The sequence below is a fragment of the Methanobrevibacter millerae genome (assembly GCF_001477655.1).
Lineage (GTDB): Archaea > Methanobacteriota > Methanobacteria > Methanobacteriales > Methanobacteriaceae > Methanocatella > Methanocatella millerae_A.
Map to the genome: position 1 here is coordinate 2468775 of NZ_CP011266.1, position 23520 is coordinate 2492294.

General features: G+C 28.9%; 21 protein-coding genes. 2 read left to right on the forward strand and 19 right to left on the reverse strand.

From position 1 onward, the window contains the following. Position 1: 1 nt before the first annotated feature. From SM9_RS11195 to SM9_RS11220, 6 genes are all read right to left on the reverse strand, one after another. Entirely contained in the window at positions 2 to 1585 is a 1584-nt protein-coding gene (locus SM9_RS11195) for a glycosyltransferase (RefSeq protein WP_058740217.1), read from the reverse strand. Beyond that, a complete protein-coding gene (locus tag SM9_RS11200; protein WP_058740218.1) occupies positions 1575 to 3167 on the reverse strand; it encodes a glycosyltransferase family 2 protein in 1593 nt (530 codons plus the stop codon). Before SM9_RS11200 ends, SM9_RS11195 begins: the two co-directional genes overlap by 11 nt. Further along, positions 3168 to 4199: a glycosyltransferase domain-containing protein gene (locus SM9_RS11205; RefSeq protein WP_058740219.1), complete on the reverse strand. Its 1032-nt coding sequence runs from the start codon at positions 4197 to 4199 to the stop codon at positions 3168 to 3170. A gap of 74 nt (positions 4200 to 4273) precedes the next feature. Next, complete coding sequence (locus tag SM9_RS11210; RefSeq protein ID WP_394326118.1) at positions 4274 to 4552, reverse strand: hypothetical protein; 279 nt, start codon at positions 4550 to 4552, stop codon at positions 4274 to 4276. Positions 4553 to 4556: 4 nt separating this feature from the next. Continuing rightward, positions 4557 to 4826 (reverse strand): hypothetical protein, encoded by a 270-nt coding sequence (locus SM9_RS11215; protein WP_058740221.1) that lies wholly within the window; start codon positions 4824 to 4826, stop codon positions 4557 to 4559. 91 nt (positions 4827 to 4917) lie between these two features. After that, entirely contained in the window at positions 4918 to 6444 is a 1527-nt protein-coding gene (locus SM9_RS11220; protein WP_058740222.1) for a glycosyltransferase, read from the reverse strand. Positions 6445 to 6492: 48 nt separating this feature from the next. Between SM9_RS11220 and SM9_RS11225 the strand changes: the two genes are divergently transcribed. Continuing rightward, complete coding sequence (locus tag SM9_RS11225) at positions 6493 to 7593, forward strand: glycosyltransferase family 2 protein (RefSeq protein WP_058740223.1); 1101 nt, start codon at positions 6493 to 6495, stop codon at positions 7591 to 7593. Here the strand turns inward: SM9_RS11225 and SM9_RS11230 are convergent. The 12 genes from SM9_RS11230 to rfbD all read right to left on the reverse strand — a co-directional run bounded on the left by SM9_RS11230 (position 7590) and on the right by rfbD (position 21036). Beyond that, complete coding sequence (locus SM9_RS11230) at positions 7590 to 10160, reverse strand: glycosyltransferase domain-containing protein (protein ID WP_058740224.1); 2571 nt, start codon at positions 10158 to 10160, stop codon at positions 7590 to 7592. The genes SM9_RS11225 and SM9_RS11230 overlap by 4 nt on opposite strands. Before the next feature lie 4 nt (positions 10161 to 10164). Beyond that, complete coding sequence (locus SM9_RS11235; RefSeq protein WP_058740225.1) at positions 10165 to 11700, reverse strand: glycosyltransferase family 2 protein; 1536 nt, start codon at positions 11698 to 11700, stop codon at positions 10165 to 10167. A 7-nt stretch (positions 11701 to 11707) separates the two neighbouring features. Next, positions 11708 to 13132 (reverse strand): glycosyltransferase family 2 protein, encoded by a 1425-nt coding sequence (locus tag SM9_RS11240; RefSeq protein WP_058740226.1) that lies wholly within the window; start codon positions 13130 to 13132, stop codon positions 11708 to 11710. Then, entirely contained in the window at positions 13129 to 14262 is a 1134-nt protein-coding gene (locus SM9_RS11245; RefSeq protein ID WP_058740365.1) for a glycosyltransferase family 2 protein, read from the reverse strand. The genes SM9_RS11240 and SM9_RS11245 overlap by 4 nt, the downstream gene beginning before the upstream one ends. A gap of 11 nt (positions 14263 to 14273) precedes the next feature. After that, positions 14274 to 15281: a dTDP-glucose 4,6-dehydratase gene (gene rfbB, locus SM9_RS11250; protein ID WP_058740227.1), complete on the reverse strand. Its 1008-nt coding sequence runs from the start codon at positions 15279 to 15281 to the stop codon at positions 14274 to 14276. Between the two features lie 12 nt (positions 15282 to 15293). Beyond that, positions 15294 to 15851: a dTDP-4-dehydrorhamnose 3,5-epimerase gene (gene rfbC / locus SM9_RS11255; protein ID WP_058740228.1), complete on the reverse strand. Its 558-nt coding sequence runs from the start codon at positions 15849 to 15851 to the stop codon at positions 15294 to 15296. 6 nt (positions 15852 to 15857) lie between these two features. Then, the gene (gene rfbA, locus SM9_RS11260) at positions 15858 to 16724 is read right to left on the reverse strand and encodes a glucose-1-phosphate thymidylyltransferase RfbA (RefSeq protein WP_058740229.1); all 867 of its coding nucleotides are present in this window, start codon (positions 16722 to 16724) and stop codon (positions 15858 to 15860) included. A 144-nt stretch (positions 16725 to 16868) separates the two neighbouring features. Beyond that, the gene (locus SM9_RS11265) at positions 16869 to 18638 is read right to left on the reverse strand and encodes an ABC transporter ATP-binding protein (RefSeq protein WP_058740230.1); all 1770 of its coding nucleotides are present in this window, start codon (positions 18636 to 18638) and stop codon (positions 16869 to 16871) included. Between the two features lie 12 nt (positions 18639 to 18650). After that, positions 18651 to 19436, reverse strand: a complete 786-nt coding sequence (locus SM9_RS11270; protein ID WP_058740231.1) for an ABC transporter permease — start codon at positions 19434 to 19436, stop codon at positions 18651 to 18653. Between the two features lie 85 nt (positions 19437 to 19521). Next, positions 19522 to 19758 carry a barstar family protein gene (locus SM9_RS11275; protein WP_058740232.1) on the reverse strand — a complete coding sequence of 79 codons (237 nt, stop codon included), beginning with the start codon at positions 19756 to 19758 and terminating at the stop codon, positions 19522 to 19524. A 3-nt stretch (positions 19759 to 19761) separates the two neighbouring features. Further along, the gene (locus tag SM9_RS11280; RefSeq protein ID WP_058740233.1) at positions 19762 to 20187 is read right to left on the reverse strand and encodes a ribonuclease domain-containing protein; all 426 of its coding nucleotides are present in this window, start codon (positions 20185 to 20187) and stop codon (positions 19762 to 19764) included. Positions 20188 to 20196: 9 nt separating this feature from the next. Then, positions 20197 to 21036 carry a dTDP-4-dehydrorhamnose reductase gene (gene rfbD, locus SM9_RS11285; RefSeq protein ID WP_058740234.1) on the reverse strand — a complete coding sequence of 280 codons (840 nt, stop codon included), beginning with the start codon at positions 21034 to 21036 and terminating at the stop codon, positions 20197 to 20199. A 75-nt stretch (positions 21037 to 21111) separates the two neighbouring features. On the opposite strand from rfbD, the gene SM9_RS11290 reads away from it, so the two are divergent. Further along, entirely contained in the window at positions 21112 to 22344 is a 1233-nt protein-coding gene (locus SM9_RS11290) for a nucleotide sugar dehydrogenase (RefSeq protein WP_058740235.1), read from the forward strand. Here the strand turns inward: SM9_RS11290 and SM9_RS11295 are convergent. Next, complete coding sequence (locus SM9_RS11295; RefSeq protein WP_058740236.1) at positions 22334 to 23512, reverse strand: DUF2264 domain-containing protein; 1179 nt, start codon at positions 23510 to 23512, stop codon at positions 22334 to 22336. The genes SM9_RS11290 and SM9_RS11295 overlap by 11 nt on opposite strands. Positions 23513 to 23520: the final 8 nt, after the last annotated feature.

Consider the following 23520-nt stretch of genomic DNA (forward strand, 5'->3'; position numbering starts at 1 on the left):
ATTAATCCGTTAATTTAGCAAATAATGATATATATTCATCACACATTTCATCCAATTCTTTAAACTTGATTTTTGAAATATTGGAAAGTTTGTTTTCATAATCATTATGGTTTATATTAATAATTAAGTTATATATCTCTTTTATATTTGTATAATCGACAAGCCATCCGGCATCATTTGAATTGATTCTTTCTTTTAAAGCTCCCAAATCACTTGCTATGACCGGTAACCCTGCCATCCAGGATTCTGTTAGAGTATACGAATAAGTTTCTGGACAAGTGGACAATATTAATGAAAATGAAGGTTTGATTTCCCCCACAATTCTATTAAAATCCTCACGTTTATATCTTCCATGGTTAATTCCATAACTGTTTAAATTAGGAATGGTGGTTCCCATAAAGTGGAATTCCATCTTATTATTTTTATCATAATCTTTTAGTTGTTTTATAATTAATGAACCCTTATGCGGTGAAATATGACCTGGAATTAGAATTTTTATTGGATTTGAAGTTAACTTTGCTTCATAAGAAGATTTATCTATTTTCAAACCATGCTCAATTACTTTAAAATTATCCAAATCCGGATAAATTTCATTATATAAATCGATGACACTTTGAGTTGGAGCAACATTAACATATGAATTTTTCAAAAGATTCATACATTCTTCGCGCCACCTTTTAAGTATGAATTCATTGGATATATCTGAATTATGAGATATTCCGCTGCAATTTTGGCAATTAAACTTGCAATATTGGCAATCGCTATCCACTAAATGAATGGATGGACAGATATAATAGAAATCATGTAGATTAACAACAAATGGAATTGATTTTTTTATGATGACATTGATTAAATCAAAACTATGATTAATTAAATGATTAATATGAACCAAATCTATTCTTAATTTTGAAAGGATTTCTTCATAAATGATGGCCAAATCATCATTGGAAAATAGCTTATCAAAATTGCCTAGTGAAATGAAATTATCATCATTATCTATAACTGAAAAATTAGTTTTAAAAGAAATTTTATAATTAGCAATCTTTTCTAGATTATCATTAAACCACCATAATTCAAAATCTTCACCATCAGAAGTTAATATAAAAGCATTATACTCATCAGGCAAATTATCAATAATATCCATATTTAAAAAGCCTGTACCCCCAACAGTGCCTATCTTCTCATGCAAAACAAAAAGAATACTTTTTTTATCAGGTATGTAAAATTCTGACAAATCTTTATTTTCGACTTCGATCCGCCTATTTTCATTAATTCCATATAAAGCATAGTGAATTAATGGATTGATATCAACATCACAATAGTGATTTTGATAAAAAACACCGTCAAAAGTATCATTAGGTTTTTTCCCCTCACTATAACCAAAAAAAATGTAATGCAATAAAGGATCCATTCCGGATGAAGCAACTTTCGGATACTTTTCTAAATAGAATTTATCATCAAATAATTTATTTTTGCGAATAGCCTTATATCCTTTAATAATTTCAGAAGCCTTAGATTTATCCTTGACTTTATAGGAAATATATTTGCTTGGAAATTTAGCAAAAATTTTATTTTTAAAACTCATAATCATCCATTATTATAATTTCAAGTTTTTCTAAAAATTCAGATACAAAATCATCAACAATATTAATATTGTATTTTCCATTTGAATTTAAATCATTTAAAGAAACTACAATATCATAACCGTCAGTACTTAAATCAGAATTATTTACAATAACTTTAACAATATCTCCACGAGCTATAATATTTTCTAAATCATAATTATCTGTAAATGAAAGCAAAATATCAGCAGAATTTCCTATATAATGGTTTCCCATATCCGAAATTATTTCAACAGTAAAATCCAAATTATTGAAATCTTTTGAAATTTCAGAAATTAACTCCAAATTACTATCATCTTCATTAATTATGGTAATTTTAAGATTTTTTTCTGTGAAAAACTTTTTAGCATGAAGTTTGTCAATGAATAAAGATTTTGATAGATACTGCCCCCATTTGTTCCAAAATACAGAGTAGTTATGCTTATCATTTTTAAAATAGCTTTTACTTTTTACACGAGTACTTGATTCATGATGGAATAATAAAGCATTTCCTGCAAATAAAGTTTTATAACCATTTTTATGTAATTTCAAACAAAAATCAACATCTTCAAGGCCATAAACATATTCCTCATCAAGTCCTGAAAGCTCATCATAAACTTTTTTATCAATTAAGTTAACGGCACCGGTTACTGCTATACAGAGATTGTTTCTAGTAAGTGATGAATCAAAAATATCCAATTTAGAATCTGACTTATTTACTGCATATAAACAGCAGGGATACATTCTTTCAGCAAAAATATCACCACTATGCTGTATTCTATAGGACGATTCCCTATTTGTATTATAATAAAATGGAAAAATAAGTTTAGCACCTACAGAAGCAACATCATTATAAACAATAGTGCCCACCAGTTCATTTAACCATCCATAAGTAGGCTCTATATCATTATTTAATAAAAGCAAATAATCCCCATTGGCAATATCTGCCGCATCATTATTTCCTTTAGAAAAATTGACATTAACATCATTTTCAATAATTTTTATCGGCAAATCGAGGCTTTTCAAATATTTAACTGAATCATCTTTCGATGCATTATCAACAACAATAATTTCATAATTAGAATAATTAGTTTTAGAATCAAAATCTTTGAATAAACGTTTTAAATGGTTTAAACCATCCCTGTTTAAAATTATAATTGACACCAATGGTTCTTCATCAAATTCATAATTAGATAAAAAGGCCAGATTTGTTTCACAAATTTCCTCTTTTCTTCTTATTGCATACGCTTGCTGAATTAATTTACCTTCTGATTTACCATAAGCAATATAATGGAATAAAGGATTTAAATCTGCTTGTTTTACATCAGGATACGTATTTAAATAAAAATCCGGGTCAAAATTAAGAGACGGCAATTTACCTTCCCGATAACCTTTTGTCAAATAGTGGGTTAACGGATCACCTGAAACATCATCATATTTTTTATTATAAAAATCCTCATCAAATAATCCTGAATTACTAATTTTTGCAAAGTATTTATGATTTTTTAAAGATGATTTTAAATTAAAATTTGATGAAACAAGCATATTAACAATATTTCTACCCATTCAATCACCGTTATTTCTAAAATTTCTAAGTTTTTTGGTTAATTTCCACGAACTGGAATTCCGAATAGCATTAATTTCTCTGTCCCAATGATTTCTTACTTGGTTTAATGCTTCAGCTTCATCTCTTAGAGCATCAATATCATTGAAAAGTAAATTAATTTCTTCCTTTGTTAAAGTATTTTTTTCATTAATGTTTCCTTCAAGAGATCTGATTAAATTTCTACTGGTAATATAATCATCCAATTCAACCTCATGGTGATAATCATCAACTTTTGTCCAGTAATCATTAATCCAGATGTATTCTGATGCAACTGATGGATGAAAATTATTTTTCCACATCAAATATGTGAAGCTTAGCTGGTCCTGATTAGTATAATTAATTATTTCTTTCCACCATTGCTCCATTAATGAAACGATTTCAGGATTATTATGTTTTCTAAAAATCGCTCCAAGTGAAGGCAAACCATAGTGCAGAGGCATTCCTTCATTTCTATATTTTTCAACCTGTTTTGAAATTGTATAATTTGAATAGCGAGGAAATTGAATTGAGCTTAAAGCTTCATCAAAGATGCAATCACGTTCTGGATGAACAACAGTCAACATGGATGAATTAATGTATTTATAAACATATTCTCGGATACTTCCAACAAGTTTAAAAGACCCATCAATCCAGAAACTGTATTCATTGTCTGGAAAATACTTATTTGGAAATATTTTGTATTGTTTTGCAATTCTATTATCATCCAAAGTAGACGGTTCCATTTGAATAATTTCCCATGTTTTAGAAGTTAAGTCAGGATTTTGTGTGAAACATACATATCTTGTATTATCATCCACAAATTCAGGTTCTTTTAATGAATCATAGCCTCCTGTGAATGCAGTATAAACAACTAGTTCATTATCCTTAATATCTTCAATCAATTCATCGTTAACTTCAAGAGTAGGTTGAAATAACTCACTTAAAATAAAGCTATCAACATTTGATTCATATCTAGTTCTGACTACTTCATAAGGATTTAAATTATCATTCATAAAAATCAGCAATTAATAAATTGTATATTTAATATCTTTTTGATATTAATTAAATTTATCTAAAAAATTATAATTTAGTGGAAAAACTTTAAAATTCCAGGTAATGACTCAACCATAGCCTGAATACCTAAAATGAAAATAGCAAGTCCACCAATGAAGTTTATATGGCGTGCATACTTAATAGCAACTTTAGTACCGAATGTACCAATTAAAAGCCAACAAGTTACTGCAATTAAACTTAAAATAGCTAATCCTATAGGGTTAACACCGGCACCGACACCCTGAGCCGCTAAAATAAGGTTTTCAATATTTCCAAAAATAAGTAAACCTATAAAAGGTTTTAATTCATCCATCAAATTATTCACCCCTTATAGATTCAATCATAGCCTGTGCACCTAAAACGAAAATAATAAAACCACCGAAGAAGTCTATAAAATCAACATAAGGTAGTGCAATTTGAGTTCCAAAAGTTCCAATAGCTAACCAACAAATTACAACTATAATACTGAAAATCCCTAATTTAAGAGGATTAACACCAGCTACAACTCCCTGTGAAGAAAGCACCAAGTTTTCAATATTTCCAAATATTATCAATCCCACAAATGGTAAATATTGATCCAAAAACATTACATCACCATTTCCCTCATCGGAATATTACTTCCGAATTAATTCATTTCCATTGAATAATGTTAACATTTAAAAATATATAAAACTATCCTTATTTTGTTAAAACAATATCCCATTCATTAATTCTATCATCAATCATATAATCAGATAAAACCTTGTTTAAAGCATTGCCACGAATAGTTTTTCTTAAAGATTCATCCAAAATCAGTTTTTCAATTTTTTCTATCCATTCTTCATCATTTGAAGCTAAAAAACCATCAATACCATCACTTACAACATTATTGTAGACACACATGTCAGAATACACCCCCGGAAGACCCAAAATAGCCAATTCAATGAATTTTAATTCACTTTTACACTGGTTAAATGGTGAATTTTCAAGTGGAACAACAGCAATATCCCAATCAATGGTTTCAGATAACCACCCCATGAATTTTTTGAAATTCATATTGTCTGGAGGCAAATCTATTGGTTTAAACCACTCTTCTTCAACATTATCCGAAGCATTAAAACCACCAATCACTTCAAAGTCAAAATCATATTTTTCCTTTAATCTTAAAATTACATCTTTTATTAAGAACAAATCTTTAGAATGAGTCAATGTACCATAATATCCTAATTTAAGTTTACCTTCTTTTTTAATATCTTCCTTAATATCAAAAACAGAATCCACATAATAATTTGGAATGATAACAGTTTTATTTTCATCAAACTTTGATGCCAAAGTTGGTGTGGTGACTGTAATAACATCTGATGCGTCAATAAAATCCTTAATAGATTTAGAAACCCTATTTACATATTCATAAGATGGACTATTCTTTTCAACACCCAATAAATCATCATCAGTTTCATAAACTAATTTAATACCATATTTTTGACATTTTTCGCGCAAAATATCTAAAAAGGGCAATATTCTTTGAACTACAACTACATCAAACAGCTTACATCTTAAAATATTGTCAATATCCATCATCACAAAACTATCCATACCATACATGAAAAATGTGAATTTTTCACTTTCAGACAATTTTGAAAACAATGCATGTAACCTTATATACGGACATGGAGCAAGATTTTCAAAAGGATCATTTGTAAAAACTCCAACACGTATCCTCCCCGTTTCAATAGGATTTTCACGTTGAATATAAGGAATCAATGTTCGTTTGTCATGAATATAAAAAGAATTTGAAACAGTTTTCTCAACCTTTGATTTTTCATTGGAAAAATATTGTTCAAAAAGGTCCGTTTCAAGTGTATCTATATAGCCATTATCCAATATATTAACCTGATTCTTTTTATAAAAACCCTCTAAAACATAATCTAAAACAGGATTTTCTGCTCCATATGTGTTTTTATAAAATTCCAAATTGAAAACATCACTTACATATGATTGCTGAATATCTAATGAATCATTTACCCCATAATATAAATAATGAAGAATATAATCCAAATCGTTTAAATTTCCATGAACCTCTCTGTATTTGGCTCCATCAATTATGGCTAAACTTTTAATACGAGAATATGCTTTTTGATATTTGGAAATTTTTTGAGGATTGCCCTTTGATTTGAATGCAATATAAGCCTTAGGATTGTTTTTAATAGATTTAGAAAAAAACATTGTTTCAACTCTTAATTATATATAATACCTTTACATAAAAATAAATTTATGTCATATAAAGTAACTGTTATTATTCCATCATACAATAGTGTTGAATTTTTAGACTCAACAATAGATTCAATAAAATCACAAACAATAGGTTTTGAAAATATAGAACTGATTATAATCGATGATTATTCAACAGATTCCACACAGGAATTAATTAACAGATACTGTGAAGAATATGAAAATATTAAAACTTTCGAGTCTGGTAAAAAAACAGGTACCCCTGGAAGAGCAAGAAACATTGGAATAGCTAACAGTGAATCTGACTATATTATGTTCATAGACCATGATGACAATTATCTTCCGGATACTGTTGAAAAGTTATATAATGCAATTACGGTAAATTCAAGTGATGTTGCTATTGGTAAATTTCAGACTTTCGGTGAAAATTATTTTGTAACGGAAGATTGGATTACGGAAGATGTGATTTTAAATTCGATTGATGAAAATTTGCTCTTCTTTTCAATAAATGGGATTTGGAGAATGATATTTCCAAAAGAATTCCTATTACAACATGACATAACATTTCCCGAAGGAGTGTTTGCAGAAGATTTAACTTTCATGATTGATACATTTGTTAACGCTGAAAAAATTGTATTTATCAATGATGTTGTTTATAATTTCCGGTTAAGAACCGGAGATAACTCATCAACTAGCCTTTCAAAAGGAATGCATTACTTAAATGGATTGATTGATGGTTATTTATACACAGTTGATGTCTTAGAAAAAAACAATGCATGCAAATATTATGATACAATATTTAATCAGCATTTGTCTGTATGGCTCAGTGATGTTGCATTAAGCGAAACAATATCTTTGGAAGATAAAAAAGTATTAGTTGAAAAATCAGCCCCATTATTTAAAAAATTAAAAAATATTGAGCCATTTCCAGAAAACAATGCGATAAAAAGCATTATTAATCAAATAGTTAAAGACAATCTTGATGAGGCATTTATGCAAATGGGAGATTATCAGTTATTTACAAATAGAATACATAATCTGGAAGTAGAATTAAATCAAAAGACCGCGCAAGTTGCAAGACTTCAAACTACTAAGGGCTGGTTTAAATACAAAATAAATAATATAAAAGAAAGATTATTTTAATCTTCCACTATTTTTTTAAAAATATTGTCCCATTGGATTAAACGGGATTTTAAATTGTAATTTTTAAAAATATCATCTCGGGCATTATTTACCATACCATTTCTTAAAATAGGGTCTTCTATTAACAAAGATAATTTATCTACCCATTCATCTTCATTATTTGCTAAATATCCAGTGACTCCATCTTCAATTGCATCATTATATACATTCATATCACTTGCAACTACAGGAATGCCCAAAGCTGCAAATTCAATGTATTTTAATTCACTTTTGCATTTGTTGAATTCTGTGTTTACTAACGGAATTATACCAATATCCCAATCAGAATTTTTACCGAGCCAATCATAAAATGTATGCATTGACATTGGATAATAAGGTATTTTTTTAATGGAATACCAGTCGGAATTCTCGTCGATTGATGCACCAGCAATTTCAAATTGAACTTGAACACCCTTTTTAGAAAATATATCTTTCAATCTCAATATTACATTATGAATTAACTCTAAGTCATTTTCATGAGTTAAAGTTCCAAAATATCCAATTTTAATAAATTTATTTCCTCTAAAAGTAAAAGGCCTTAACGGCAAATAATCATTGACATAATAATTTTTAATAATTTCAATGTTATCAATTTCCAGTTTATCAAAACGTTTTTTTAACTCAGAAGTACTTACAACAACCTGATCAGAGTTACTAACAAGTTTTTTAATATTATCGAAATTGCCCATAATATAATTATAGGCAGGATTAGCGGGATTAATATCTAGAAAATCATCGTCAGTTTCATATATAATTTTAATATTATGTTTTTTAGCTTTCTTTAGAATTTGATTTGAATATGGATTAACCCTTTGGATAACTATAACATCAAAAATATGGGCATTTATCATGTTATCAATATCCAAAAGTGGCATTATCTCCTGACCATAAATAAAGAAGTGATATCCTCCTTTTTCAGCCAGCTTTGAAAATGGAGTATGAATTCTGATGAACGGACAAGCATTCATATTATCATAGTTATCTTCTAAAAATACACCAACTTTAATTGTATTTGTTTTAAATTCTTCATTACTGACAATATAATCAATCAAAACCTTGGAATCAGTTATATATTTATTTTTACTTAATTCTTTTTTAATACGATTTTTTGCAAATTTATCCAACTGTAAATGAATATTTTCATTCAAATTAGCTAAAAAATGAGGGTATTTACGATTAAACCTGAATTTAAATTTATAACCTCTTCTTAAATAATGCAGCAAAGGATCTTCATCACCGATATCATTGAGGCTCATATAATAATACATGTCGAAAATAGAATCAACATATTTAATTTTATCATCAATGGAGTCTGTTTTACTGCCTTTTTCAATGAAATGTAATATCGGATTAAGACAAGGATGTATTTGACTATATTGGGCTTCATTAATAAGATCCAACTTTTTAAGGGCATTATATTCTTCAAGTTCTTGAGTTACATTAATTTTAGAATTTTTCGCTGATTTAAAGTAATGATTGTTTTTAAATCGACGAGCATAATCTCCTGCAACCCTTAAAGGTTTAGTTAACTTTAAAGAATTTGAATTAATAAATTCATTGTATTCATTTTGTAAAAAACCGATTCTGCCTGCAGTGTCAATTCTATAACCTGCCATTCCTTTCACATCATTAACAAGCAAATATAATTCTTCACGAGATAATTCTATAGTGTCACCCAATTCCATATTTTCAACTTCAACACCTATTTTAGCTCTTAAATTATCACTTGTAATTGGTGTTGTCAAAACAATCTTATGATGGTAATCTCCACTTTCCTTAGCCCAATATTCATTATCCCAATAGTAAATGTGGCTTACTGACGGATGAAAATCATTTTTCCATGAAACATATGCAAAGCTAAGTTGATCCTGGTTAGTGTATTTAATATTTTCATCCCACCAGTCTTCCATCACCTTAATGACCTCAGGATGGTTGTGCTGTCTGAATAATGCACCCATAACCCCCAATCCATAATGCTTTGGAAAACCTTGGGATTTGTAATATTCAATTTGTTCTTCCATTACAGCCCTAGGGTAACGGGGAATAATCTTAGAAGCTTTATATTCCTCATAAATACAATCTCTTTCAGTATGAACTGGTACCAACATTTTAGAATTAGCTCTGATATTTTTATAAATATATTCACGAATGCTTCCTTTAATCTTGAATGTTCCGTCAAGCCAAAAACTATACTTATAATCTTTCAGGTATTTGTGGGGGAGTAATTTATATTTTTTAGCTTTTCTGTTATTATCCAAAACAGATTCTTCCATAGGGATAATTTTCCATAAGTCGGATGTTAACTCAGGGTTATCTGTAAAACAAATATAATCGCAGTTATCGTCAATTACTTCAGGATATTTTAAAGTGTCATAATCTCCTGTAAATGCGGTATAAATAACAATTTTATTGTTTCTAATATCTTCAATAGTTTCTTCAGCTGAATCAGTAGAATGATCGAATAGCGGCCTATTAATATGTTCCTTTGAAACCTCTTGATAAGTTTCATAAATTTCATCATAACCCATAATATCACAAATACTTTTCTTCGATTATATTCATTAATTCATTAGCATAATCATTGCTTTTTTCCAGACAAATATCATATCTTGAATCGTCTTCATTAGAAATTAAAACTTTAATGATGTTCAATCTTGAAATTATCTTATCAACATCATACTCCTTATTATTGGATATCAAGATATCGCAATCCTCACCAATGGCAAGATTATTTAAATTTGGAATTAGTTTAACGTTAAAATCCCTATTATTTAAATCTTTTACCAACTTAGATATAAATTCATCATTTTTAGAAATGATAGAAATATCAATTTTTTTATCTGTTATAAAATGATTTTGATTAATTTTATCAATAAATATTTCTTTGAAGAGATAATCTCCCCATTTATTGTAAAAATACATTATGTTTTCATAATTAAGCCTATTTTTTTCATCTTCATCTTCAACACGTGTAGCTGACTCATGATGAAACAATAATGCGAAAGGATTGAATATTGATTTGTAATGATTTTTATGTAATTTGAATGCGAAATCAATATCCTCATAACCATAGAAATAATTTTCATCAAGCCCTCCTAAATTTTCATAAACCTCTTTAGGAACCAAAAGGCAAGCAGCAGTATTTGAAATAACCTCTTTTTGGTGATTTACTTCATTTGAAAATATTAATGTGGAAAATATGTTGCTGTGATATGGTCCATAAACATAAGGTGTTCTCTCCTCCCTAAATTTTACACCTGCATGCTGAATGGAAAATGATTTTTCTTGATTTTTCATGTCTTCATAATAAGGAAATATTAATTTAGCTCCAACTGAGCCTACATTATCATTATTTAAAATGCAGCCAACCATTTCATTTAACCAACCGTATGTAGGTTCAATATCATTATTTAATAAAAGTAAATATTCACCATTAGCAATTTTAGCCGCATCATTGTTTCCTTTAGAAAAACTGACATTTTCTTTATTTTCAATTAATGTAATTGGTAAATTTAAACTTTTTAAATATTCAACAGACCCATCATTTGATGCATTATCAACAACTATGATTTCATAATTAGAATAATTTGTTTTAGAATCAAAATCTGTAAATAGCCTCTTCAAATGATGCAAACCATTTCTAGTTAAAATAATAATGGACACCAATGGCTCTTCATCGAATTCATAATTGGATAAAAAATTCATGTTAGTATCTATAATTTTTTGTTTTCTTAACTCAAATGGACTTTTATCCATAGTAAATCCTTCATTATCATTGTCAATATAGTGAATCAAAGGATTTAAATTATTTTGTTCTATTTCAGGATATTCATAAAGGTATCTTTTAAGATTGAATGTTGGTGAAGGACTTTTATATTCACTAGCACCATAAAATAAATAATGGAGTAATGGATCCATTCCTGACTTTTTTACATGAGGATAAGCCTTTAAGTAATAATTTTTATCAAACAAACCAGATTCCATTATCTTATCATAGCTTTCCTGATAAAGTTTTGCCTTTTTTACATTGAATTTTGATTTTATTAAGAAATCCTTGAAAGTTACCATAATTACACTACTTTAAAAAATTAAATCTACTTTTTTTATTTTTTTGCTTTGTCTCAGTTATAATATTCTTTTTTTCAATAATACTTCTTTCTTTTAAAGCAAAAAAATCAGCTAATTCAGCTTTAGTTAAAAATTCTAAATCAAAGTCTATCATTAATTTATCATCATTTAAATCCACATCAAGAATAAAATTAGGGTCTAATGTTAAAAAATATTGATAATCGTCATTAATTGAATTATTGGAATTGGAGTCAATAACTTTGATATTGTTTATTCTGGATTTAACAAAATCCCCTTCTAAAGGGTCGAAACGAATAGATGAAATATTAGAATAATCGCTTAAATCAAAGTTTAATCTGTTATTTTTCATTTTAGGAGAATAACTAACATTTATTTTATCATCCTCATTAAAACCGTTGCCAGCATCTATATATAAATTGGCTGAAGTTTCAACTTTAGATAAATGATTGAAATATTTATATTTAGCAAGAAAAGTTTCTGCATCATAATTATTTAAATTTAAAATATCATCTTTGTAAAAATTCCAATTAGGGAATGAATTAAGGAAATTTTCAACATCTGACCTAGTGATATTAGATGAAATTGATTGAAGTTTTTTTACAAAAGATATTTCATCACTAATTTCCCAATCATAATAATAAATCCAAAACATTACATCATTAATAAAGTTAATAGCTAATAAATTAATATTATTGTTTTTAAATTCATATAGCTGAGAAATTACATTACACAAGTCATATACATTATTTTTAGAAATTTTTTCAGTTATTGAATCCATATTTTTTCTGTAATAATAAGTTGAATCTTTACTGTAGAAAATAGCTTTTGCATTTAATAAAACATTACATGTTACATAATTATCTTCATAAAAACCTTCTGAATACTTTAATAAATAAAATAAACTTTTGTGATAAATTTTATTCCATGCTGAAGTTAAAAAGAATAATTTTGGAAAGTCATTAATATCATCTATTAACATATTCTCTTTAAAATCGGGATGGTGAATGTTATTTGTCTGAACAACATTTTTTCCATCATATGTTTCCCAATTATAAATTAACAAATCCACATTAAATTCATTTATCTTATCTAAAGCATCTTTAAAAGTATTTAATGAAATAAAATCATCACTGTCAATAAATGTAAGATAATCTGATGTGGCATGACTTATTCCAATGTTTCTACTTTCGCCCAATCCTTTATTAACTTCATTATTAATTATTTTAAAAGAAGGATATTTATCCACATATTCCATGACAATATCCATACTGTTATCCTGTGTTTTATCATTGACTATAATAACTTCAATATTTTCTATTCCTATAGTCTGATTAACAATTGAATCCAAACACTGTCTAATATAAGATTCAACATTATAAACAGGTATAATAACACTTAAAGCTGTTTTCATAATTTCACAATTTTGCTAAATTTATTTTTTATGGAATTTTCATTCAATTTTTCTTTTAACTGATTATTTTCATCAGTTAACATATCAATTTGTTTTTTATATTCATTTGATAATGTTTTATAATGCTTGGATAAAATCTCATAACAAATTTTTTCATAATACAGGTCAAACTCTTTATAGTTTTCAGCCAGTAAAATTGATTTATGAAATGCTCTATCCTCATAATGCCAATTTTGACTATAAACAACCTCATTTAAAGAAAAATCATTATATTTATCCTTCATTTCCAAGAGAAACTGGTCTTTAAATTGAATATCCAATCTTAAATAAATGAATTTTAAATTTACAATAATAAACATTAACCATTCATTTTTTACTTCAATATAAATATTAGAATCAATCAATATCTGTTTTGTAGATTTTAATACATTAAAAATATCAAAAGAGCCTTCATCACCAATATTTGAAATAGATTCATCACGGATACGGTAAAAATAAAGATATTTAGGTAAAACTGAAACTTTTTCAGCTTTTAAAAATACCTTATAAAAAAACTCCAAATCTTCATAATATGAACCATATAAGAATTTTGCATCCAATTCTCTTAAAAACGAAGTTTTATAAAGTTTATTGAAAGGAGAATGAGATATCTTAAATAAAATATCTAAAACATTATTATAATTAAAGTTGGAAGTTATTAATGAATCGGGAATAATCTCCAGTTTAGAATTTTGACTTTCACTAATTTTTTTTGTATCTTCATCAAAAAATTTAAATTTAAACATTGTAATATCTGAATTAAAACCTTTAACATGATCATATAATAGTTCTAAAGCATTTTCTTCCAGCCAGTCATCAGAATCAACAAAAATGACATAATCCCCTTGAACATGTTCGATTCCAGTGTTACGTGCACCGCTTAATCCCTGATTTTCTTGATTGATTATTTTAAATCTAGAATCTGATACTGCATAACCTTCAAGAATGCCTAAGGATAAATCTGTAGAACCATCATTGACACATATTACTTCAAAATCTTTGAATGTTTGATTGACAAGACTATCCAAACATTTTCTAAGATAATTTGCAACATTATAAACCGGCAGAACTACTGAAATCTTTACATCCATAATTACACCCATTATCTGTTTCCATACATTTTTTCGTAGTATTGTTGGTATTGGCCGCTTTTGACTTGGTTCATCCAATCCTGATTATCAAGATACCATTGAATTGTTTCTTTTATGCCTGTTTCAAAGGTGTATTTTGGTTCCCATCCAAGTTCGTTGCGTATTTTATCCGCGTCTATTGCATATCTGCGGTCATGACCAAGACGGTCAGCAACATATTCAATCAATGATTCATCTTTTCCTAATGCTTCAAGAATCAGTTTGACAATTTGAATGTTTTGCCTTTCGTTGTGACCACCGATGTTGTAGACTTCACCAAGCTTTCCTTCATGCAAAACAAGATCAATTGCCTGGCAGTGGTCATATACATGAAGCCAGTCACGAATGTTTTTACCATCACCATAAATAGGCAATTTCTTATTTTCAAGTGCATTGGAAATCATCAAAGGTATCAATTTTTCAGGAAACTGATAAGGACCGTAATTATTTGAACATCGTGTAATGTTGATTGGTAGGTCAAAAGTTTCAAAGTATGCTCTTGTAATTAAGTCTCCACCTGCTTTAGAAGCGGAATAAGGACTGTTAGGCTGTAACGGAGTAGTTTCACAAAAATAGCCTGTTTCGCCAAGTGTTCCGTAAACTTCATCTGTTGAAATCTGAATGTATTTTTCAACACCACAATCTTTGGCAGCATTTAATAAAACCTGAGTGCCAAGCACATTAGACTTAATGAAAATTTCAGGATCAGTAATGCTTCTGTCAACATGACTTTCAGCGGCAAAATTAATAACAAAATCAGATTTGGAAACTAAATCATTCACCAGATCCTTATCACGAATATCACCCTTTACAAAAGTGTAATTATCCATATCTTCAATATCTTTCAAGTTTTCTAAGTTACCACAGTAAGTCAATGCATCCAAATTAACAATATCATAATCAGAATACTTATCCAACATATATTTGACGAAATTACTTCCGATGAACCCTGCCCCACCAGTAATTAAAATAGTACTCATAAATATTCCACCTTAATATTTGATTTGTGATTCAGCAAGCGTTGGCCATTTTTCATCCTTTTCAGAAAATATTAACTCATCAATTTCATCAATAGGCCAGTCAATACCAATATCTGGATCATTCCATATTATTCCGCCTTCATCTTCACCATGATAAAATTCAGTGCATTTGTATGCAAACTCTGCTTCATCAGATAAAACCACAAAACCATGAGCAAAGCAAGGAGGAATATACAATTGTTTCTTGTTTTCATCAGATAAAATAGCACCAAACCATTCACCATAAGTTGGAGAGTCAGCTCTTAAATCAACACCAACATCAAAGACTTCCCCTTTCAAAACCCTAACAAGTTTACCTTGAGGGTATTTTAACTGTAAATGGAGACCTCTAAGCACACCATTTGATGAAGAAGACTGATTATCCTGAACAAATGTCAAATCATAACCTGCATCCTTAAAATCATTCTCATTATAAGTCTCCATAAAATAACCACGATTATCACCAAAAACCGCAGGCTCCACAATAAACATACCTTCAATATCACATTCTGTAAATTTAAATTGACCCATAATTAATCACCTCTTCGCTAAATTAAATAAATATTGTCCATAATCAGTTTTTTTAAGCTCTTCAGCTGTTTTAAGTAATTGTTCTTTTGAAATATAACCTTTAAGATATGCAATTTCTTCAAGACAAGCAATATACAAACTTTGTCTTTTTTGAACCGTTTCAATAAAATTAGCGGCTTCTAAAAGACCTGTATGAGTTCCAGTATCCAGCCAAGCCATTCCACGACCTAAAAGCTCTACTTTAAGTTTTCCACGATTTAAATACTCTTCGTTAACTGATGTGATTTCAACTTCTCCTCTTTCAGAAGGCTTAACATTTTTTGCGATTTCAATTACATCATTATCATAGAAGTATAATCCTGGTACGATATAATTTGATTTAGGATGTTCAGGTTTTTCTTCAACAGATAAAACATTCCAATCATCATCAAACTCAACAACACCAAAAGCCTCAGGATTATTAGTATAATAACCAAAAATAACTGCTCCATCCTCAAGATTAGTTGCACGCTCTAAAATTTCAGTAAACCTATGGCCATGGAAAATGTTATCCCCTAAAATCAAAGCAACATTATCATCACCAATAAAATCCTCACCAACAATAAAAGCTTCAGCAAGACCATTAGGATGCTCTTGAACAGCATACTCAAAACTAATACCCAATGAAGAGCCATCACCCAACAAATCCTTATACATAGGCAAATCACGAGGAGTGGAAATAATCAAAATCTCCTTAATTCCAGCAAGCATAAGAACAGAAATCGGATAATAAATCATAGGTTTATCATATAATGGTAATAACTGCTTAGAAACAGCCTTAGTAATAGGATACAAACGAGTTCCAGAACCACCAGCAAGTACAATACCTTTCATAAAAATCACTTTAATATTTAAATATGATTAATATTTTATAACTAATAATTAATTAAAATAACTATTTGAAAAAATAAAATATTAAAAAATTAAATTATGAAATTAAAATTCATCTTAATAAATAATAAAAAAAGTTTTAAAGAATTATTGTAATTGTAAACCACTTAATTCTTCTTCAGATGCTTTTTTAGCTGCTTCAATGTAAGCATCACAAACATAATCAACATCCCCATCCATTACAAGTTTACCATGATCAAGCCAAATAGCACGAGTACATAATTCACGAATATTATCAGTTGCATGAGATACAAGTAGTACTGTTACACCAGACCCCATCATTGATTTAAGTTTATCTCCACTTTTTTTCTGGAATTTTACATCTCCCACCGATAATACTTCATCCAATATTAAAACATCGGGTTCTACTATGGTTGCAACTGAAAAACCTAATTTTGCTACCATACCTGAAGAGTAATTTTTAATTGGAATATCTATGAAATCCTCCAATTCTGAAAATTCCAAGATTTCTTCATATTTACTTTCTAAAAACTCTCTTGAATAACCTAAAATAGCACCATTTAAAAATACATTTTCACGACCACTATAATTATGATCAAATCCCGCACCTAACTCAAGTAGAGGAGCAATAGTACCATAAGTATGAATTTCACCAGAAGTTGGTTTTAAAACACCAGATAATATTTTTAATATAGTACTTTTACCAGCACCATTAAAACCAATAATACCAACCCGTTCACCCTTATGAACAGAAAAAGAAACATTATCAAGAGCTTTAAATTTATTTTTAGGTTTTAATTCTCTTTTAACCCATTTAATACAATATTCTTTAAGATTATCCACTTTTTCTTGAGGTTTTTTGAATTCCATTGATACATTATCAACATCTATAACAATATCCTGATTCATTAACTGATAGTATTCATCATCCCCCAGTTCTGAACCCCAAACATTAGTTGTTTCATCAAATAAGTTAGGAGGGCTGTCAAAATCTTTGTCATGAACTTCAACATAAAAATTAGGAGTAACACCAAAGTTTTCATTATACCCCGACAATGCCTTTAAACCTTCGCTAGTGCATTTTAAAACTAACCTAATAGCTGCTGAACCTTTTCCTCGCACAGATGGATGCCAAATTAATGTTTTTTCATCAAATTCATCTTCATACAACTCTTCATCAACATCATCATCTGTTAATTTATTAATTTTAGATGCTTTGAAATAATATCTTAAGATTTCAAGGCCTTCAGGAATATTAATTTTAACTTCTTGACGTTTTGTTGATACCCCATTGACATTTCTAAAGTAAAGAGAATACCTGAATTCATCTCCAACAGCTAATTGAATAGGTTCTTCTTCAGTCGGGAAATAAGTATTGGTTTCACCTGAAGTCAATAAATATCTTTTAATATCAAAAACCAACCTTACACGTACAAAATCAAAGAATAATAAACCACCATTTTTGTTTATATTTTCAGGAAATTCAAATTTGATTTGAAAATCATCCCCTTTAACATCCTCCCCCAAAACTTCTTCTAAAGGAATTGTAACACTACGGTCTGCAGGGTAAATATCAGCATTAATAAAAGAATAAATTTCAAATTCTTTTTCACCAATCATAAGTGTAATTAATGGAGGTTCTATTTCTATTGGTCTTTGAGAAGATTCCTTGTGAAAATCATGCTCAATAACAACTTCAGAAACTCTAGCATCATCAGGAATATTAAAATTAAAATCACTTATTGTAAATACCCCAGGTTTTTGTCCAGGAGATACATATGTAGATGCAACATCATCCCAATCATCAAGCATTATATTATCTAAATTTTCCCATTTGGACTTTTCATCGTCTTCCTTTTGAGAAATTCTTTTTGGATATCTTAATTGAATAGTCATCTTTTTATCTCCTTAAATATTAAGTATAAATTCATCTTGGTATTTTTTAAATAAAAATATTCCAATAACAAGTGCAATAATGGATGTAATTATTAAATAAATGAAAAATTTCATTTCGGGAAAAGTACCTGCCAAAACTATATCTCTGAAACATTTTACTCCAGCATATAACGGATTTATTTTAAATAATATCAGATATTGCTCAGGAATCATTTCAATAGGATAGAATAATGGAGTCATAAATGACAATAGCATTATCAAAACACCGTACAAATATTTAATATCTGTAAAAAATGTTGTAGCAGTAGCCAAAATCAAACCAACACCCATTGTTAATAACAATAAGAAAAACAATGGAATCGGTGAGTAAAGAAGTGACCAGTAAAATGGTGCACCTGTTGCAACCATCACAGCGACAAGCACTATAAGAGATATTAAAAAGTTTATAAATTCCGAACATACAATTCCTACTGCAAACATATATTTTGGAACATAAATTTTTTTAATAATTTCTGAATTACCTTTAATTGAATCCATTGCTCCAGTAGTTGCATTGGCAAATAAATCAAAAACCAATTTACCACTCAATAAATAAACTGGGAAATTAGGAATTGATCCACCGAAAAATTGTGAAAACACCATAGTTAAAACAATCATAGATAATAATGGATTAAAAAAACTCCAAAACAAACCTAAAGTAGAATCCTTATATTTTCCGCTAATATCCCTTTTAATTAATTCTGTAAGTAAAAATGAATACTTATTAAAATTTCTTAAGTGCTTATTTCTTTCAAACATTAAAAATCTAACTCACATATTTATATTAAATTTATAATAAGTTAATTTATTATAATTTTATGAAATATAATATAAAAAACTTACTTTAAACGAATTTTATTATTAAATTCTCATTATCATTATTTGCATCATCAAAAGTATCTAAAATGCATTCTTTTACATCAACAACATTAATGATATGAATTTCACAATTCAAATCACATAAACAATCATAAAGTGCATCTAAATTTTCACCATAATAATCTGGAAAATCTAAAGCTTTTTTTATATATTTATGACCATCACGAGCTATTAATTTTCCATCAAGTTCATAAACGTTCAATTTTTATACCTCTTTAAATGTTTTATAATGGTCAGATGTATAATACACTTGAAATGTATCACTATTATAAATTATTCTTTCAGGTCCTCTTGAAGTACCATTTGCATTAATATCACATTCAATGTATTTAGCCGAAGTTTTAGGAAGTACATCTTCCCTATTACCAAATACATCACCGCCAATACTTTTACCCGGAGCATATTTATTTAAAGGACCTCCAGACCATCCTAAATCCCTAGCTTGATTTTTTGTAATATAATTACTAGGTAATTTATGAAATTCTTTAATATATGCTGCCACTTCATCAACAGTACAATATTGGCCATCTTCCACTACCTTAACATCTTTTTGAGCAAAAGATCCTGATAAGAAAAGGCCTCCCAATAATGCTATAATTGCAAAAACAATTATTAACATCCTTTTATCCATTTAATCCACCTACTTTATGATATCAATATATTCTTTAATAGCTTCTTTATAACTTCTTAAAGGTTTAAATCCATTATCAATCCATTTTTTATTATTTAAAACAGAATAAGAAGGTCTTGGAGCAGGTCTTGCAAATTCAGATGCAGTGACTGGAGTAACCTTAACATCAACATCTGCAATTTCAAAAATATATTTTGCAAAGTCAAACCAGGAACAACTGTCAGAATTAGTCAAATGATAAATCCCGTAATATTCTGTTTCAATTAATTTGGCAATGGCTTTTGCCAAATCCAAAGTATATGTAGGACAACCAACTTCATCCGTAACAACAGTTATTTCAGGATGAATTTTAGCTAATTCCAACATTGTTTTAGGAAAATTACCCCCATTTACTCCATATAACCAAGCAGTCCTTATGATAAAGAAATTATCTATTGTTTCTTGAATTCCAATTTCACCTTCAAGTTTACTTTTTCCATAAACACTGATTGGATCAATTTCATCGTCTTCAACCCAAGGCCTTGTATTTTTACCATTAAATACATAATCCGTGCTCACATGAACAAGAGGACAATTTACTTCCTTACATCCCAAAGCCAAATTTTTTGGACCTTCACCATTAACGGCAAATGCCAAATCAACATTTTCTTCACAGCCATCAACATTAGTATAAGCGGCAGAATTAATTACAACATCAGGATTTTTTTCCTTAATAAATGAAATAACATGTTCTTTATTAGTTATATCCAATGATGAAGAAGTAGTTAATATCAATTCATGTTTAGCATCTAAAACTTCTATTAAATCATGCCCCAACATACCATTAGAACCAGTAATTAAAATCTTCATTTTTATCCCCAAAAATTTTATTATATAAATTAAATATATCAATATTAATATTTAAAATTTCAAGGGGTGTTTAATATGAAAGTATGTATTATTGGACAAGGTTATATCGGACTTCCAACTGCCGCATTATTTGCAAGAAATCATTGTGAAGTCGTTGGAGTTGATGTTAACGAAAAAATGATTGAAAATTTAAATAATGGAATCATTCACATTGAAGAGCCTGGAATATCTGATATAATAAAACAAGCTTTAAAAAATAAAGTTTATAAAGCTTCCCTAAAACCTGAAAAAGCAGATGCATTCATAATAACCGTCCCTACACCATATATCGCAGATAATTATAGCTGTGATTTAAGCTATGTCATTAGTGCATGCGAATCAATCATTCCATTTTTAGAAAAAGATAATATAGTTATTGTTGAATCAACAATAGCTCCAATGTCAACTGACGATATTGTAAAACCTATTTTTGAAAAAGAAGGATTTACTATAGGTGAGGATTTATACCTTGCCCATTGCCCCGAAAGAGTTCTGCCCGGAAAAATTATAGAAGAATTAATTCATAATGACCGTATTATCGGAGGAATAACACCAAAATGCAGTCAAAAGGCCAGCGAAGTATATGGTCAATTTGTAGAGGGTGAATTAATGTTAACTGAAGCAAAAACTGCTGAATTATCAAAATGTATGGAAAACACTTTTAGAGATGTCAACATCGCATTAGCTAATGAACTCACAAAAATTTGTGCTGAAATTGGTGTTAATGCATTAGATGTAATAAAAATGGCAAATAAACATCCAAGAGTCAACTTACATACACCAGGACCAGGTGTTGGCGGTCACTGCCTTGCAATTGATCCTTATTTTATTTATGCAAAAGCTCCTGAAACTGCTAAGTTAATTAAGCTTGCAAGAGACACCAATAATTCCATGCCGGAATTTGTATGTGATAATGTAAGAAAAATAATAACTAAAGGAAAAATTGCAATATTAGGTGTTTCCTATAAAGGGAATACTGGTGATGACAGAGAAAGTCCATCATATGAGATTATAGACAATTTAAAGAAAAATTATGAAATATCAATTCATGACCCTCATATAGACAAACCAAATTTTGTTAGCTTTAAAGAAGCTGTAACCGATGCTGACTTAATTTTAATATTATGTGACCATAATGAGTTTAAAAACCTAGATTATACATTAATACATGAAGATACAGTAATTTTTGATACAAAAAATATAATCTACAAGGTTCCAGATAAGATTAAACTTTACAATTATGGAAACTTATACGAACTTAATCTTTAATGTACATATTTGAGTCTATATCCTTTCCGCTCCAAGCCTTTAGTGAAGTCCATTCCGCACTTGGAGCTGACCAAAATCTATCCTTTTCAGGTAAACCCAAAGGCAGAAATCCAGTTGTGCATAAATACATACTACCAGTATTACTATAATCTTCAGCCACATTTGGCTGATTTCCATTAAATCCAAATCGTAACCATCCATCATTATCAAAATTAGCATTATCCGAAAATTGATTTTGAATTACAGAAGTTAATGCACATCTAATCTGTTCAGGCTTTACATCCTCATTATATAAACCAAACAAACATGCCTGACCCAAAGCCTGAAAAACAGCAGTTCTATATAACATTGACCTACCAACTACAGGATATGTTCCTTCAGGAGATATAAGCCTTTCCAAGTGTCCTGCATAATGCCTTAACCTATGTAAATGAGCATCTAAAAAAGTATATTCGCCAATGCCATGCTTTCTTAAAACTGAAAGTATGTCAGTAAGCATTGGATGAATGACATAACTATTATAATAATCAAAATGGAAATTGGGACCATCGCCATAATAGGAATCACCACAATACCATTCATTCATATAGACATTTACACCATGCATTAATCTGAACTCATCATATTCCCCAGTAGTTTCAAGTAAAAAAGCTTCAATCATTGATGGAAATAAAATCCAATTGTTAATCCATGGTTCAATAGAACGAGTTTGTTTTAACGCATCAACAATCATTTCTTGATTGTCATGATTAATGTTATCCCAAAGTTGAGTTTTAGCCCTAAGCAATCCCTCTACCAAATGTGCAGAATCAACTAACGGCTGATACGGTTGATTAAAAATTAAATAATCGGGTGAATCTGGATTACATATATTGACTAATCCTTTAGTGGTTAACTCTATATATTTGGCCCTTAATTTACCTTCATAAGAATTATCAGCACCTAATTCTAGCCAAGGAGCAATACCACATACAGTACGACCTACTGCCTCCAAATGTGCAAATTTAGCTCTTTCATTCTTGACGGCATTAACCGGCATATTTTTTTTAAGAGTTTCATTTGCAGCATTTGTTAATACCGGATTAATGATTTTAGATAATGTATCGACCCAAATTTTCCGGTCATTATTTGAATTAAAATTTTTAGAAAAAAATGATTTAAAACCCATAAAAATCC

Excerpts from the sequence above, each read along its gene's own strand:
- SM9_RS11215 (WP_058740221.1), bottom strand. The coding sequence starts at position 4,826 with ATGTTTTTGGATCAATATTTACCATTTGTGGGATTGATAATATTTGGA.
- SM9_RS11295 (WP_058740236.1), bottom strand. The coding sequence starts at position 23,512 with ATGGGTTTTAAATCATTTTTTTCTAAAAATTTTAATTCAAATAATGAC.
- SM9_RS11200 (WP_058740218.1), bottom strand. The coding sequence starts at position 3,167 with ATGGGTAGAAATATTGTTAATATGCTTGTTTCATCAAATTTTAATTTA.
- SM9_RS11245 (WP_058740365.1), bottom strand. The coding sequence starts at position 14,262 with ATGGATGTAAAGATTTCAGTAGTTCTGCCGGTTTATAATGTTGCAAAT.
- SM9_RS11270 (WP_058740231.1), bottom strand. The coding sequence starts at position 19,436 with ATGTTTGAAAGAAATAAGCACTTAAGAAATTTTAATAAGTATTCATTT.
- rfbA (WP_058740229.1), bottom strand. The coding sequence starts at position 16,724 with ATGAAAGGTATTGTACTTGCTGGTGGTTCTGGAACTCGTTTGTATCCT.
- SM9_RS11220 (WP_058740222.1), bottom strand. The coding sequence starts at position 6,444 with ATGTTTTTTTCTAAATCTATTAAAAACAATCCTAAGGCTTATATTGCA.
- SM9_RS11235 (WP_058740225.1), bottom strand. The coding sequence starts at position 11,700 with ATGGTAACTTTCAAGGATTTCTTAATAAAATCAAAATTCAATGTAAAA.
- SM9_RS11240 (WP_058740226.1), bottom strand. The coding sequence starts at position 13,132 with ATGAAAACAGCTTTAAGTGTTATTATACCTGTTTATAATGTTGAATCT.
- rfbC (WP_058740228.1), bottom strand. The coding sequence starts at position 15,851 with ATGGGTCAATTTAAATTTACAGAATGTGATATTGAAGGTATGTTTATT.
- SM9_RS11195 (WP_058740217.1), bottom strand. The coding sequence starts at position 1,585 with ATGAGTTTTAAAAATAAAATTTTTGCTAAATTTCCAAGCAAATATATT.
- SM9_RS11225 (WP_058740223.1), top strand. The coding sequence starts at position 6,493 with ATGTCATATAAAGTAACTGTTATTATTCCATCATACAATAGTGTTGAA.
- SM9_RS11265 (WP_058740230.1), bottom strand. The coding sequence starts at position 18,638 with ATGACTATTCAATTAAGATATCCAAAAAGAATTTCTCAAAAGGAAGAC.
- SM9_RS11205 (WP_058740219.1), bottom strand. The coding sequence starts at position 4,199 with ATGAATGATAATTTAAATCCTTATGAAGTAGTCAGAACTAGATATGAA.
- SM9_RS11290 (WP_058740235.1), top strand. The coding sequence starts at position 21,112 with ATGAAAGTATGTATTATTGGACAAGGTTATATCGGACTTCCAACTGCC.
- rfbB (WP_058740227.1), bottom strand. The coding sequence starts at position 15,281 with ATGAGTACTATTTTAATTACTGGTGGGGCAGGGTTCATCGGAAGTAAT.
- SM9_RS11210 (WP_394326118.1), bottom strand. The coding sequence starts at position 4,552 with ATGGATGAATTAAAACCTTTTATAGGTTTACTTATTTTTGGAAATATT.
- SM9_RS11230 (WP_058740224.1), bottom strand. The coding sequence starts at position 10,160 with ATGGGTTATGATGAAATTTATGAAACTTATCAAGAGGTTTCAAAGGAA.
- rfbD (WP_058740234.1), bottom strand. The coding sequence starts at position 21,036 with ATGAAGATTTTAATTACTGGTTCTAATGGTATGTTGGGGCATGATTTA.
- SM9_RS11280 (WP_058740233.1), bottom strand. The coding sequence starts at position 20,187 with ATGGATAAAAGGATGTTAATAATTGTTTTTGCAATTATAGCATTATTG.